The sequence below is a fragment of the Streptomyces sp. NPDC058308 genome, from assembly GCF_042880275.1.
Lineage (GTDB): Bacteria > Actinomycetota > Actinomycetes > Streptomycetales > Streptomycetaceae > Streptomyces.
The window spans coordinates 22881-36078 of record NZ_JBHVZA010000033.1 but is presented as its reverse complement, the minus strand read 5'-3'; the positions used below and the strand labels follow the sequence as shown (position 1 = coordinate 36078).

13 protein-coding genes are annotated in these 13198 nt (G+C 73.3%); 6 read left to right on the top strand and 7 right to left on the bottom strand.

Features of this window, described 5'->3' with window-relative positions; translation table 11 throughout:
- Positions 1–4: 4 nt before the first annotated feature.
- Together ACFVYL_RS32365 and ACFVYL_RS32360 are read left to right on the top strand one after the other, a co-directional pair.
- The gene (locus ACFVYL_RS32365; protein WP_389722291.1) at positions 5–2182 is read left to right on the top strand and encodes a prolyl oligopeptidase family serine peptidase; all 2178 of its coding nucleotides are present in this window, start codon (positions 5–7) and stop codon (positions 2180–2182) included.
- 57 nt (positions 2183–2239) lie between these two features.
- Positions 2240–2680 carry a Rieske (2Fe-2S) protein gene (locus ACFVYL_RS32360; protein ID WP_389722290.1) on the top strand — a complete coding sequence of 147 codons (441 nt, stop codon included), beginning with the start codon at positions 2240–2242 and terminating at the stop codon, positions 2678–2680.
- A gap of 8 nt (positions 2681–2688) precedes the next feature.
- On the opposite strand, the gene ACFVYL_RS32355 is transcribed toward ACFVYL_RS32360, so the two are convergent.
- Positions 2689–3330 carry a cysteine hydrolase gene (locus ACFVYL_RS32355; protein WP_389722289.1) on the bottom strand — a complete coding sequence of 214 codons (642 nt, stop codon included), beginning with the start codon at positions 3328–3330 and terminating at the stop codon, positions 2689–2691.
- 209 nt (positions 3331–3539) lie between these two features.
- Between ACFVYL_RS32355 and ACFVYL_RS32350 the strand changes: the two genes are divergently transcribed.
- On the top strand, positions 3540–4088 hold the full coding sequence (locus tag ACFVYL_RS32350) for a pyridoxamine 5'-phosphate oxidase family protein (RefSeq protein WP_389722288.1): 549 nt from the start codon (positions 3540–3542) through the stop codon (positions 4086–4088).
- 3 nt (positions 4089–4091) lie between these two features.
- On the opposite strand, the gene ACFVYL_RS32345 is transcribed toward ACFVYL_RS32350, so the two are convergent.
- Complete coding sequence (locus tag ACFVYL_RS32345; RefSeq protein WP_389722287.1) at positions 4092–4994, bottom strand: LysR family transcriptional regulator; 903 nt, start codon at positions 4992–4994, stop codon at positions 4092–4094.
- Positions 4995–5069: 75 nt separating this feature from the next.
- Between ACFVYL_RS32345 and ACFVYL_RS32340 the strand changes: the two genes are divergently transcribed.
- Positions 5070–6128 (top strand): DMT family transporter, encoded by a 1059-nt coding sequence (locus tag ACFVYL_RS32340; RefSeq protein WP_389722286.1) that lies wholly within the window; start codon positions 5070–5072, stop codon positions 6126–6128.
- Here the strand turns inward: ACFVYL_RS32340 and ACFVYL_RS32335 are convergent.
- Positions 6119–7450: an aminotransferase class I/II-fold pyridoxal phosphate-dependent enzyme gene (locus ACFVYL_RS32335; RefSeq protein WP_389722285.1), complete on the bottom strand. Its 1332-nt coding sequence runs from the start codon at positions 7448–7450 to the stop codon at positions 6119–6121. The genes ACFVYL_RS32340 and ACFVYL_RS32335 overlap by 10 nt on opposite strands.
- A 148-nt stretch (positions 7451–7598) precedes the next feature.
- Between ACFVYL_RS32335 and ACFVYL_RS32330 the strand changes: the two genes are divergently transcribed.
- On the top strand, positions 7599–8333 hold the full coding sequence (locus tag ACFVYL_RS32330; protein WP_389722284.1) for a pyridoxamine 5'-phosphate oxidase family protein: 735 nt from the start codon (positions 7599–7601) through the stop codon (positions 8331–8333).
- A gap of 103 nt (positions 8334–8436) precedes the next feature.
- Here the strand turns inward: ACFVYL_RS32330 and ACFVYL_RS32325 are convergent, their stop codons facing one another.
- From ACFVYL_RS32325 to ACFVYL_RS32310, 4 genes are all read right to left on the bottom strand, one after another.
- Positions 8437–9393, bottom strand: coding sequence for an SDR family NAD(P)-dependent oxidoreductase (locus ACFVYL_RS32325; protein ID WP_389722282.1), 957 nt, complete (start codon positions 9391–9393; stop codon positions 8437–8439).
- 343 nt (positions 9394–9736) lie between these two features.
- Positions 9737–10759 carry a DMT family transporter gene (locus tag ACFVYL_RS32320; protein WP_389722281.1) on the bottom strand — a complete coding sequence of 341 codons (1023 nt, stop codon included), beginning with the start codon at positions 10757–10759 and terminating at the stop codon, positions 9737–9739.
- A gap of 207 nt (positions 10760–10966) precedes the next feature.
- Positions 10967–12043 (bottom strand): DMT family transporter, encoded by a 1077-nt coding sequence (locus tag ACFVYL_RS32315; RefSeq protein WP_389722279.1) that lies wholly within the window; start codon positions 12041–12043, stop codon positions 10967–10969.
- Positions 12044–12184: 141 nt separating this feature from the next.
- Entirely contained in the window at positions 12185–12781 is a 597-nt protein-coding gene (locus ACFVYL_RS32310) for a Clp protease N-terminal domain-containing protein (RefSeq protein ID WP_389722277.1), read from the bottom strand.
- A 195-nt stretch (positions 12782–12976) separates the two neighbouring features.
- On the opposite strand from ACFVYL_RS32310, the gene ACFVYL_RS32305 reads away from it, so the two are divergent.
- Positions 12977–13165: a hypothetical protein gene (locus ACFVYL_RS32305; RefSeq protein ID WP_389722275.1), complete on the top strand. Its 189-nt coding sequence runs from the start codon at positions 12977–12979 to the stop codon at positions 13163–13165.
- The last annotated feature ends 33 nt before the right edge of the window (positions 13166–13198 follow it).

Here is a 13198-nt window from a genome sequence, read left to right as displayed (position 1 = left end):
CGGCATGGACTCACCTGATCTTCCTCGGCAGTTCGCCCGCACGCGCCGGTTCTCCCTGGGCGTGCCGCGCGGCTTCACGGTCTCTCCGGACGGTGAGCGGGTGCTGTTCGTGCGGTCGGCCGCGGGTGACGACCCGGTGGGCAGGCTGTGGCTGTACGAAGACGGGGCGGAGCGCATGCTGGCCGACCCGGCGGCTCTGGGCGGCTCGGGGCCGGTGCCCGAGGCGGAGCGGGTCCGCAGGGAGCGCGCGCGGGAAGCGTCGCAAGGAGTGGTCGCTTTCGCGACCGACCACCACGCGCGCGTGGCCGCCTTCACGCTGGGCGGCGCGCTCTGGCTGGTGGAGACCGACGGCGGCCCGCCGCGCCGGATCCGCACGGCGGGCCCGGCGGTCGACCCGCGCCCCTCGCCGGACGGCACCCTCGTCGCGTACGTCTGTGGCGGCGCCCTGCGCGTGGTCGGCGCCGACGGCAGCGGCGACAGGGCGCTCGCGGAGCCCGAGGGCGCGGAGGTCACCTACGGCCTCGCCGATCACGTGGCCGCCGAGTCGATGGGCAGGCAGCGCGGTTTCTGGTGGTCTCCGGGGAGCGACGCGCTGCTCGTCGCTCGCGTGGACGCCTCCCCGGTGCGGGTCTGGTGGCTCTCGGACCCGGCCCGCCCGGAGCAGGCGCCGCGCGCCGTCCGCTATCCGGCTGCGGGTACCGCGAACGCCGTGACGTCCCTGCACATCCTGCGCGTCGACGGCACCCGGACCTCCGTGGTCACCCCGGAGCGCGCGTCGGAGCACCACGGCGCCGGGGAGTGGACGGACGACGCCTTCGACTACGTCCCCACGGTGCGCTGGGACGCCCACGGTCCGCTCGTCACGCTGCAGACCCGCGATCAGCGCTCGGTCCACGTCCTGGAGGTCGACCCGGAGACCGGCGGGACACGAGCGCTCGACCACCTGAGCGACCCCGCCTGGCTGGAGCTCATGCCGGGCACGCCGCTGCGTCTGGACAGCGGCCGCCTCGTGCGGCTCGGGGAGGCGCCGGGGCGCACGCGCGGTCTGCGCGTGGGCGACGCGGGCACGCCGCGCGGCCTCCAGGTGCGCGAGGTCCTCGCCGCCACGGGCGAGCGCCTGTGGTTCACCGCGTCGACCGAGCCGACGGAGGTCCACGTCTGGTCGTTCGAGCATGCCGACGACCAGGCCGGCGACCTGCGCCAGCTCAGCGAAGGCCCCGGTGTGCACACGGCGGCGGTCGGGGGCGACACCGTGGTCCTGGACAGCAGGACCCCCGACGGGCAGACCGTGACCGTGCTGCGCGGCGGCGAGCCCACCGGGCGGATCGCCGTGTACGCCGAGGAGCCGGTTGTTTCCCCGCGCCCCCGCCATCTCACACTCGGTGAGCGGGAGTTGCGCAGCGCGCTGTATCTGCCGTCCTGGCACGAACCGGGTGCCGGGAAGCTGCCGGTGCTGCTCTGTCCCTACGCGGGTCCGGGAATCCAACTCGTGGTCCACGCGCGCGGGTGGTGGACGGTCGTGGCCCAGTGGTTCGCCGAGCAGGGCTACGCGGTGCTGATCACCGACGGGCGCGGCACGCCCGGTCGCGGCGACGACTGGTCCCGGGCCGTGCACGGGGACCAGCTGACGCCCGTGCTCGACGACCAGGTGGACGCGCTGCACGCCGCCGCGGAGCGGTTCCCCGACCTCGACCTGGAGCGGGTCGGCATCCGCGGCTGGTCGTTCGGCGGGTATCTGGCCGTGGGCGCCGTGCTGCACCGGCCCGATGTCTTCCACGCGGCGGTGGCGGGCGCGGCCCCCTCGGACCTGCGTCTCTACGACACGCACTGGAAGGAGCGCTACCTGGGCCACCCCGACGTGCGGACGGCCGCGTACGAGAACTGCTCGCTGGTCGCGCACGCCCACCGTCTGAGGCGCCCTCTGATGCTGGTGCACGGCATGTCCGACGACAATGTGCTCCCCGTCCACCTGCTGCGCCTCTCCTCGGCGCTCCTTGCCGCGGGCCGCCCGCACAGCGTGCTGCCGCTGTCCGGCGCGAGTCATCTGGTGAGCCAGGAGGACCAGGCGGCGAACCTGCTGCGGTGCGAACTGGACTTCCTGAGCAAGCACCTGTCACCGTCGGCCGGTCCGGCGCAAGCACCGGCACGGTCATCGACTCGGGCCCAGGTGCCGTCACCGTAGCCGTCGTGCGCCCTTGAGGGTTTGAACACCTTGACCCCCGGCCGCGTATCACTGGCCATGACGACTTCCGAAGAGACCGCCTACGGGACGGCCGCAGGGCCCAGCCGCCGTACCGTCATGGCCACGCTCGGCGCAGCGGGGTGCGCCGCCGCCCTGACCGCCTGCGGCGGCAGCGACGGCAAGGACTCCTCCGAGCCCGCGGGCGCCGCCGGGACCGCCCTGGCCAGTACGTCGGACATCCCGGTGGGCGGCGGCAAGATCTTCAAGGACGCGGGCGTGGTGGTCACCCAGCCGACCGCGGGCTCGTTCAAGGCCTTCTCCAACCGCTGCACCCACAAAGGGTGCGCGGTGTCGAGCGTCGGGGGCGGCACCATCAACTGCCCGTGCCACGGCAGCAAGTTCGACGTCGCCGACGGCAGCGTCAAGGGCGGTCCCGCGCCGAAACCGCTGCCGACGGCCGAGATCACCGTGACGGGCGACTCCATCGAGCTGGCCTGAAAGCCTGTCTAAGAGCCTCCCGGCCGCTTCCAGGCCCCGAGGACCTCGTCCGTGGTGGTGACGGTGGCGACGAGCGCGAGGGTGTTGCGGACCATCGCGGGCGTGTAGTCGGCCGGTACTCCGGCGATGGCGTCGGCGGGCACGACGGCGGTGTAGCCGAGGTTCACGGCGTCGAACACGGCGTTCGGGATCGCGACGTTGGCCGAGACCCCGGTGATCAGCAGGGTGCGGCAGCCGAGGTTGCGCAGCAGGGGATCGACGTCGGTGCCCGCCACGGGCGAGAGGCCGTGCAGGCGGCGTACGACGAAGTCCTCGTCGCGGACCTCGATCGGCGGCGCGATCCGCACGGCCGCAGTGCCCGAGAGCTGCTGCACGGGCAGCCGCTCGGCGGCGCGGAAGAGCCGGGCGTTGTGGTTGGCCCCGCGACCGTCGGGCCGCCGCTCGGCGAACGCGTGCAGGACCTGGACACCGCTCTGGTGGGCCGCGTCGACCAGCCGGGCGACGTTGCCGAGCGCGCCCGACGTCCGCGCCGCCGCGGCGAGTTCGGGCAGGGCGCTCTCCGTGCCGACGACACCCTGCTGGCACTCGACGGTCAACAGGGCGGTGGTGGCGGGGTCGAGGAGTTCTCTGAGCTGTTCGTACGACGGCATGGCTCCCCCTTGTCGCGGGCGTCCCGGACACCGGTCGGCGGGCCGGCGCCCTCCCGGCCCCGGAGTTCGCGCGAGGCTAACGGCCATTGCGCCACGAGGGAAGAGCCCTCATCCTTTCCTGGCGCACGGTTTCTGACGCCCAGTCAGGACTGCCAGGCCGGACGTACGACGGACCGTACGGCCGGATCGCCATTCGGAAGGGACCACACATGGCCGTCACCCAGCGCCGGGGCCGCAGGATCATGATGACGCCGGACGAGCTCGACGCATTCCTCACCGCGGAACGCACGTGCCGGGTGGCGACCGTGGCCCCGGACGGCGCCCCGCATGTCAGCACCCTCTGGTTCGCCTGGGACGGCACCTCGATGTGGCTGTACTCGATCACCCGCAGCAAGCGCTGGGCCGACCTGCGCAAGGACCCGCGGATCGCCGTGGTGGTCGACGCGGGTGAGCAGCTCGGGGAGTTGCGCGGCGTGGAGCTCTCGGGCCCGGTGACCTTCGTCGGCGAGGTGCCGCGCACCGGCGAGCCGTGCCCCGAACTCGACGCTCCGGAGCGGCTGTTCGCCCGCAAGAACTTCGGCCTGGACGAGATGCCGCACGACGGCCGCCACGCGTGGGCCCGCCTGACACCGGACGCCGTCGCGTCGTGGGACTTCAGGAAACTGGCCGGCTTCGGCCCGCGGGAAGCCGACACGGACCCGCGGGAAGCCGACGCAGGCCCGCGCAAAGCCGACGCGGGCCCGCAGGAAACCGGCTGAGGCTTACCGGAGCCCTGCCCCCGCCGCTCTGAGCGCCTCCGCGGCCGCCCTGATCGAGGGGCGGCGGTCCGCGTCCGCGCGCCACACCACGTACACATGCCGCCGCACCCGGTGCCGGACCGGCACCGTGCGCACGCCCGCGGGCATCGGGTCGCGGCCCAGCTGCGGCGCCACGCATACGCCCAGACCGGCCGCGACAAGCGCGAGCTGAGTGTGGTGCTCCTCCGCGCGGTGCGCGATACGCGGCTCGATGCCCTTGCCGCGCAGCGTGAACATCAGCCACTCGTGGCAGAACTCGCCCTCTGCCCAAGTGATCCACTCGTCGTTCGCGAACTCCTCCAGGTCCACTTCGGCCCGGTCGGCGAGGGGGTGCGCCGCGGGCATCGCGACGTCCGCGGGGTCGTCGAGCAGAGGCGCCTTGACCAGGCCCTCCGGGATGGGCATCGGCTTGTTGTACCAGTCGAGGACGATCGCCATGTCGAGGTCGCCGCGCACCACGGCCGCGACCGCGGGCACCGGCTCCATCTCCTGGCAGCTCACCCGCAGCCCGGGATGGTCGGTGCGCAGCGCGGACAGCGTGGCGGGCATCAGGCCGCGCGCGGCCGTGGGGAAGGCGGAGATCCGCAGCTCACCGACCGCCTTGCCGCGCTGCTCCTCCAGGTCCGCCTGGGCGAGCTCGACCTGCGAGAGGATCCGCGCGGCGTGCTCGGCGAGCAGCCGCCCGGCGTCGGTCAGGCGCACGCCCCGGCCGTTCTTGGCAAGCAGCTGCTGGCCCACCTCGCGCTCCAGCTTCGTCATCTGCTGCGAGACCGCCGACGTCGTGACGTGCAGGCCCGCGGCCGCGCCGCTGACCGAGCCGTGCCGGGCCAGGGCGTCGAGGGTGCGCAGGCGCTCCAGGTTCAACATGTAAGCGATGCTACGCGATACCCGACACGAAAACTCGCTTGTGCTACGAGATCGCCAGGGTCCATCGTGAGACGCATGAGCACCGTGACCCCGCAGCCCCGGTCAGCCGCCACACCGGCCACCGGCTCCCCCGCGCCCGTGTCCTCCACCCCCACCAGCGCGCGGGCCGAGGGCAACGGGTCCGGCCGCTCCGCCCTTGACTGGCGCATCCGTTTCGGTGTCCTCTCCCTGATCTGGGGCTTCAGCTTCCTGCTGATCAAGGTGGGCACCGAAGGGTACGCGCCGTTCCAGGTCACCCTGGGCAGGCTCGTGTTCGGCACCCTCGTGATCGCCGCCGTGCTCGTGGTGAAGCGGGAGCGGCTGCCGCGCGGGGTGCGGACCTGGCTGCATCTGACGGTGGCGGCCTTCCTGCTCAACGCCCTGCCGTTCTCGCTCTTCGCGTATGCGGAGCTGACCATCCCGTCGACGCTCGCCGGGATATGCAACGCGATGTCACCCCTGTGGGGCATGGTGCTCTCCCTCGTCGCGCTCTCCGAGGACCGGCCGACCCGCCGCCGCGTCGCGGGCCTCGGCCTCGGCTTCTTCGGGGTCCTCACGGTGCTCGGCGCGTGGCAGGGCTTCAGCGGACTGGACCTCGGTGGCATGACCATGGCGCTGCTCGCCTCGCTCAGCTACCCGGTCGGCTGGATCTACGTGCGCCGTACGCTGGCGGGCTCCGGCCACTCGAACCTCTCCCTGTCCGGCGGTCAGCTGCTGATCGCGTCCGTCGAACTGGCCGTGGTGACACCGCTGTTCACCTCGATGCCGACACACTTCCCCGTCGTGCCGCTGCTGGCGGTCGTGGCGCTCGGCGCCCTCGGCACCGGAGTCGCCTTCCTGCTGCAGTACGCGCTGGTCTCCGAAGTCGGCCCGACCACCGCCCAGATGGTCACGTACTTCGTTCCGGTCATCGCCACCGCCGCGGGCGTCGCGGTGCTCGGCGAGTCCCTGAGCTGGTCGACACCGGTCGGCGCGGTCATCGTCCTGGCGGGCGCGGCCCTCACCCAGTCCAGGTCGCGCGGGACGACGGTCGTCGCCGGTGCCGGGCCGCGCGCCACCACGGACGCCGCCGGACGGCCGCCCCGTCAGTCGTAGCGGCGCACCGGAGCGGGCCCGGTGGCGGCGGCGACGGCGTCCGCCACCGCCACGATGTCCTCGTCGTCGAGCGCCGCCACGGTGATCCGCACCCCGGGCGGCGTCCCCAGCCGGAACCGCGCCCCCGGAGCCACGGCCCAGCCCGCGTGCAGCAGCCGTGCGACCGCCCCGGTCTCGTCGGGCACCGGCACCCATACGTTCATGCCGCTGCGCCCGTACGCGAGAACGCCGCGCTCGGCGAGCGCCGAGATCAGCGCGTCCCGCCGCCGCCCGTAGGAAGCCGCCACCACGCGGGCGTCGACCGCGCCGTCGGCCCAGAGCCGGGCGACGGCGCGCTGCTGCAACCGGCTCACCCAGCCGGGCCCGAGCCGCTGGCGCCCCCGTACCCGGTCGATGGTGACGGCGTCGCCCGTGAGCACCGCGAGCCGCAGATCGGGGCCGTACGCCTTGGCGGTCGAGCGGGTGAGGGCCCATGTGCGGGTCGCCCCCGCCAGCGGGTGCAGCGGCAGGTCGACGATCCCGTGGCCGTGGTCGTCCTCGATGAGCAGCACGTCCTCGTGCGCGGCGAAGACCTTTCGCAGGGCTCGCGCGCGTGGGGCGGTGACGGCGGCGCCCGTCGGGTTCTGCGCGCGGTCCGTCACGACGGCTGCCCGGGCGCCTGACGCCAGCGCCCGCTCCACGTCGGCGGGCAGCGGCCCTTCGTCGTCCACGCCCACCGGAACCGCGCGAAGACCCAGGGCGGAGACGAGGTCGAGCAGACTTCCCCAGCCCGGATCCTCCAGGGCCACCCCGTCGCCGGGCTTGAGGTGGGCGGCGAGCACCCGCTCGATGGCGTCGAGCGATCCGGAGGTGACGGCCAGTGGGGCGTGGGGGACGCCGTCCGCGTCGAAGGCCAGGCGCGCCTGGCGTTCGAGCTCAGGGTCCACGGCGCCCTCTCCGTAGAGGACGGGTTGCCGGTCGCTCTGTGCCGCGGCCGCCGCGAAGGCCGCGGTGAGCGGGGGCAGCAGCTTCGGGTCCGGGTTGCCCTTGGAGACGTCGCACACCCCGGGCGGCGCGTCCACCCGGATGAGTTCCCGCGTGGTGGTGGCGGGCTTCGCCCGTACGCGACTGCCGCGCCGCCCGGCCGTCTCGATGACCCCCCGTTCGCGCAGGGTGCGGTAGGCGGCCGCCACGGTATTGGGATTCACGCCGAGACGCGTCGCCAACTCCCGCAGGGGCGGAAGCAGTTGACCCGGTTCAAGGCCGCCGTCACCCACCGCCCGCTCCACGCTGGCGGCAATCTCGGCTGCGCGCCGACCTTCGATCGGATACTCTCCTAGCACAAAGCAGATTATGCACTAGTGCAATAACTGCCGCAAGCCGTGAGGCCGCAAGCCGCGAGCCCCAAGTCACCAGCACCAGCACCAGCACCAGCACCAGCACCAGCACGACAGGCAAGCAGTACACAGGGTCAGCAGTACAGGGAGAGCCATGCAGACGACGCCGAGCGCCACCGCCGCCACCTCGCCGGAGAGCGCCGCCTACACACCGACCGACCGCACGATCCCCACCCGCTCGCGGGAGCGCGCTTCGTACGACCGCGAAACGGTGCACGCGATACTCGACGAGGCCTACGTCTGCCACCTCGGCTTCGTGCGCGACGGCGCCCCCGTGGTCCTGCCGACGCTGTACGGCCGGGTGGGCGACCGCCTGTACGTGCACGGCTCGACGGGGTCCCGACCGCTGCGCATGGCGGACGCCGCCGCCTCACAGGGGCAGGATCAGGGACAGGAGCAGAAGCAGGACCCGGGCCTTCAGGTGTGCCTGACCGTCACCCACGTCGACGGCCTGGTCCTGGCCCGCTCGGCCTTCCACCACTCCATCAACTACCGCTCCGTGGTGGTCCACGGCACCGCCCACCCGGTCACGGACCCGGAGGAGAAGCGGGCCGCGCTGGACGCGCTGGTCGACCACGTCGTACCCGGCCGCGCCGCCGACTCGCGCCCCGCCAACGCCAAGGAACTCGCCGCGACCGCCGTCCTCCGCCTCGACCTCGACGAGGTGTCGGCGAAGGCACGCACCGGCGGCCCGAACGACGACGCCGAGGACATGGACCTGCCCTACTGGTCGGGGGTGGTCCCGCTGCGCAGGACCCACGGCGACCTGATCCCCTCGGCGGACCTCGCGCCGGGCATCGAGGCGCCCGACTACTTGTCCGCGCTGTGATCCCGTAGCCGCGCGGAAGGCGGACCGCGGAGGGCTGGACGCGGAGCCTGCGCCAACCTGCGTGTACCTGCGTGTACCTGCGTGTACCTGCGTCTACCTGCGCCTATGGGAAGCCGAGCTCCGGATCGGTGCCGGTCAGCTCACCGCTGGCGGCCCACAGCCGGGCGGCGACGGCCTGATCCGCCAGGTGCGCGGGGACGGGCTCTCGCCGCGGTACGCCCCGCAGACCGAAGACCCTCGGCCCCCACACCTGCCCGCCCTGGACCTCCGCGTCGAGCACGGCACGGACGATGGGCCACGCTCCGGCGTCCTTGCCCTGCACCAACAGCCCGGCGGGCAGGGCGCGCAGCCGCTCGCCGGGGGTGGTGACGTGCACGGGGGCGCGGGAGGGGGTGAGGGAGTCCAGTGCGCCGCCCGGGTGCGCCACCACACTGAGCACCGTGCTGCCGGTGGCCCGCAGACGGCGATCGAGTTCGAGGCCGAAGTACATCTGCGCCAGCTTCGACCGGCCGTAGGTGCGCTTGGGCCGGTAGTCACGGGCCGACTGCAGGTCGTCCAGATCCAGTCGCTCGGACCGCGCCGCGAAGCTGCCCACCGTCACGACGCGGCTCGCCGGAGCGGCGCACAGCAGAGGCGCCAGCCACTGTGTGAGCGCGAAGTGGCCGAGATGGTTGGTGCCGAACATCAACTCGTGGCCGTCCCCGGTCTCCCGACGCGGCGGATCGTCCAGCGCGACCCCCGCGTTGTGGACCACGGCGTCGAGATGATCGAGATCCAGCCTGTCCACGGCGGCCTTGAGGGACGACAGGTCGGCGAGGTCCAGCTGAAGGTGCCTCAGGCGCGCGCCGGGGACACGCGAGCGAATCGAGGCCATGGCGGTGTCGGCCTTCGCCGTGTCCCGGCTGCCGAGTACGACCTCGGCACCGGTGGCGGCGAGCTGCTCCGCGACGAAGAAGCCGATGCCGGCGTTGCCCCCGGTGACCAGGAAGGTCCTGCCTTCGGCGGACGGCAGCCGGTGAACGTCCCACGGCCGGGGCGCGGGCTGGGGCGGGGAAGACATGGTGACGGACTCCTCGTACTCGGGCGACTGCCTCATGCGACGGACGCATGAGGCAGGCTCATGGGGCGTACTCATGGGGCGTACTCACGGACCGGACTCACGGACCGGACTCACGGGATGAGCTCACCGGATGAGCTCCTGAGCACCGACCACCCGCTCAAGCTCGCACCCGCTACCGACATACCGCCGACAGATCACGCCCGCTTCCGACAGATCCCGGCTGCTCCGGCCAGACACCCGGCCCCGGAGCGGGGCAGCGAAGAACGGGGCGGTGCCGGAGCCCACCGCGCGGCCCCGCCGCCAGCTCCTGCCCCACTCTCACCCGCAGCCCCCACCCCCACCCCTACGCCGACACCGCACCCCGCCGCCCCGCCACCGCACCCCGCGTCTCCGCGACGGCGAGCCCCGTCACCGCGGCCAGCATCAGGGCCGTGCCCGCGACGGTCGCCGCCGTGAGCGTCTCGCCGAGCAGCGCGACCGCGATGACCGCGGCACCCACCGGCTCCAGAAGCATGATCACGGAGACGGTCGCGGAGCGCACGACGGCCGCCCCCGCGAAGTACAGCGCGTACGCGACCGCCGTCGGCACGGCGGCGATGTACAGCAAGTAGAGGCCCATCCGCACGGGTTCGGCGGTGTGCGGCAGCAGCCCCTCGGCCAAGGCGAGCGGCAGCAGGCAGAGCGAGACGACGGCGAACGCCCAGACCGTGGTGTCGGACGAGTCGGCTCCGCCGTCCCGCCCCCACCGCCGCGTGAGCAGCGTCATGGCGGCGTACGCGGCCGCCGAGACGAGCCCCCAGACCACCCCGGTCGGCCGCACGGTCGCGCCACCGCCGTCACCGTCCCCGAGGACGAGCACGACGAGGCCGGTGAGGGCGCCCACGACGGCGACGGCGCCGCCGCGTCCGAGCCGCTCCCCCAGCGTCAGGCGTGCGCCGAGCGCGATGAGGACGGGCCCCGAACCCATGGTGACGACGGTGCCGACCGCGAGGCCGGTCGCCTCGACGGAGGCGAAGTAGGCGGTCTGGAACACCGCGAGGGCCACGCCCGTCGCGACGATCCGGCGCACCCTTCGGCTCAGCGGCCCTGCGTGCGCGACGCGGGAAGCGAGGTGCGGGGCGACCCGGCACGGCCGCATCAGCCGCGTGGCCGCGCGGGCGGCGAGCAGCAGGACGAACCCGCCCGCGCACCGCCAGAAGGAGAGGCTGACCGGGCCCATGTCACCGGTCTCGAAGACCAGCGCGGCCGCGGCTCCCGCGGTGCCCCCCGCGGTTCCGGCGACGATGAGATAGAGGAGTCCCCGCCCGACGGGAAGCCCGAGGGCGGCGGCAACCGGGACAGTGGCGTTCGAGGTAGCGCCATGCACGGCAGCCGCACAAGAGGAAGTGGACACGTCGGACGACGTGCTCGACAGATGTGACACGTGAGTTCTCCGCAGCAGAGAGGGATGTCTGGCTCCGTCTGCGGGCAGCACCGTTCTGCCCAGCCATCCGGCTGGACAAGATCCGTGGGCGCCCCGCGCTAACCGGCGGGGGGCGGAAGAACGAGCGCTCGTGCGTGCATGATCAGCACACTAGGTTGCGCCGCCGACGCGCGACAACTGCGTTTCGGATGCCGGGACACCGCCGTCAACGCCGTCACCACCGTCGCCCGCGGGCCCGGCCGTCGGCGCCGACGACTGGGCGATGAACGCCCCCACGAGCACCACCGCGCCACCCACGACCTGCGGCGCCGAGAGGTGTTCGCCCAGGACGACCCAGGCCAGGGCGGTCGCGATGACGGCTTCGAGGCAGGCCACGACGCCGGCCACCTGAGGCGAGAGCCTGCGCACGGACAGGACGCCGGTGACGTAGGCGACGACCGTGGCGATGAGCACGATCCAGGTCAGCAGGGCCCAGGCCGGCACGGCCGAGCCGTCCAGGTCCGCGTCGCCCGCGAGCACCGACCAGTCCATGCCCCACGGCCGCGCGACGACGGTCAGCACGGCGGTACCGACCAGCAGCCCGTACGCGATGACGCCGAGCGGGTCGGGGGCGTCGTCGCCCGCGTCGCTGCCCTGGTCGGACAGGACGAAGTAGCCGACCTGGCAGCAGGCGGCACCGAGCGCGAGCACCAGCCCCACCGCGTCGAAGCTCAGCCCGGCCCACACCTCGACGACGCAGGCGAGCCCGCCGACGGCGAGCACCACCCCGAGCGCGGCCGCCCGCGTGACGGGCCGCCGCTGCACGAAGCGCACCCAGCCGAGGACGAGCGCGGGCGCGAGGTACTCGATCAGCAGCGCGACCCCGACGGGGATGCGCGAGAGCGCGGCGAAGTAGCAGGCCTGGACGCCCGCGACGGCGAGGAGACCGAACCCGGCGAGCAGCGCGGGCCTGCTGCGCAGCAGGCCGCGATGGCGCCAGGCCACGGGCAGCATCACCAGGGCGGCGCCCGCCACCCGCAGCCACACCACGTGCAGCGGGTCGAGTCCCGCTTCGATCAGTGGCTTCGCCGCGACCCCCGAGCCGCCGAAGGCGACCGCCGACACGAGGGCCAGGCCGAGCCCGGCTCCCCTGCCGCCCTTGTCCTGACCGCCCCGACCTCCCGGGCCGTCCGGATTCACCCGGCTCGCCCGGCTCCCCTGCATCTCGTCTGACCCTTGCACCGGCACATCATGGCAGGCGACGTCAGGAGCTTCACTCCTTTTGACCCCTGTCTCAATCGGCGGACGCCCCGCCGCTCACCGGCAGTTCTCCCAGGCCGTTCACCGGCAGTTGTCACAAGCCGTTCACCGGCAGGTTCCCCGCCGCGATCAACAGCCGGAGCCAGGGCCTCCGATGTACCCGTGTTCGCCGGCACCGGACGCGTGCCGCCTGCAGGCCGCCTCTATGCGCCGCAGCAGCGTCGGCACCTCGACCCGGGCCCGCGCGAGGACCTCGACGGCGCGGCAGTCCGGGTCGGTGACGAGTCCGGCGAGCAGGTCCATGCCGAGGGCGTGCGGTTCTCCGCGCAGCTCGGCGCGTTCGAGTGCCGCGTCCATCGCGGTGGAGGCGGCCGGTGACCAGCCCGTCTCGGGGGCCGCGGTCACCACCGGCACGGCGCCGGAGTCCTCGACGGTGCCCTGCCACCGCAGGCCGTAGCCGATGCTGCGCTGGACGAGGTAGCCGAGGACGCGGACCGCCTGCGCGCCGCTCTCGAAGACGGCGCGCACCTCCGGGTCGGTCTCCAGGAGCGAGTGCAGCAGGTGCGCGGTGTCGATCTGCCGGTCCCCGTCCCGCAGGGCGCGGCGGCGCGCGCCGGCCACCACGGACGCCAGCTCAGGGCTGAGCCTGGGGTCGAGTTCTGCTCGGGAGTCGAGTTCTGCTCGGGTCGGGCCGGATTCGGCACCGGGCGGGGTACGGCTTTGCACATCTCCCACCACATCAACCCCTGGGGGCATATGCATCGGCGGCGGGAAGCATCTTCGCGTCCGACACAGGTTGGGCACGGGTGCGTTGGTTGTCCTCCTTACGGATGAGATCCACCGGAGCACCTCCTCCGGGTGTGCCGTCGAGCCGCGCACGGGCACGCAACCGCGCTGTGGCAGCACACGTCTCAGACATGCATGAGGGACAGGTGCTGGATGGTCGCCCTGCCGGCGATCGACGGCAGGCAGTACGTCTACCGGGTGTACGCACCCGACGACGCGCTGCCCGCCGACCTGTTCTGGGAGGCGTGGCACTGCCACGACGAGGGTCCGTTCCCAAGGGCCTCGGACCTCTTCGACGCGGCGGTGATACGGCGGGTCGGCTAGGGCTGTTCTGACGGTTCTCCGCGGGAGGAGGAG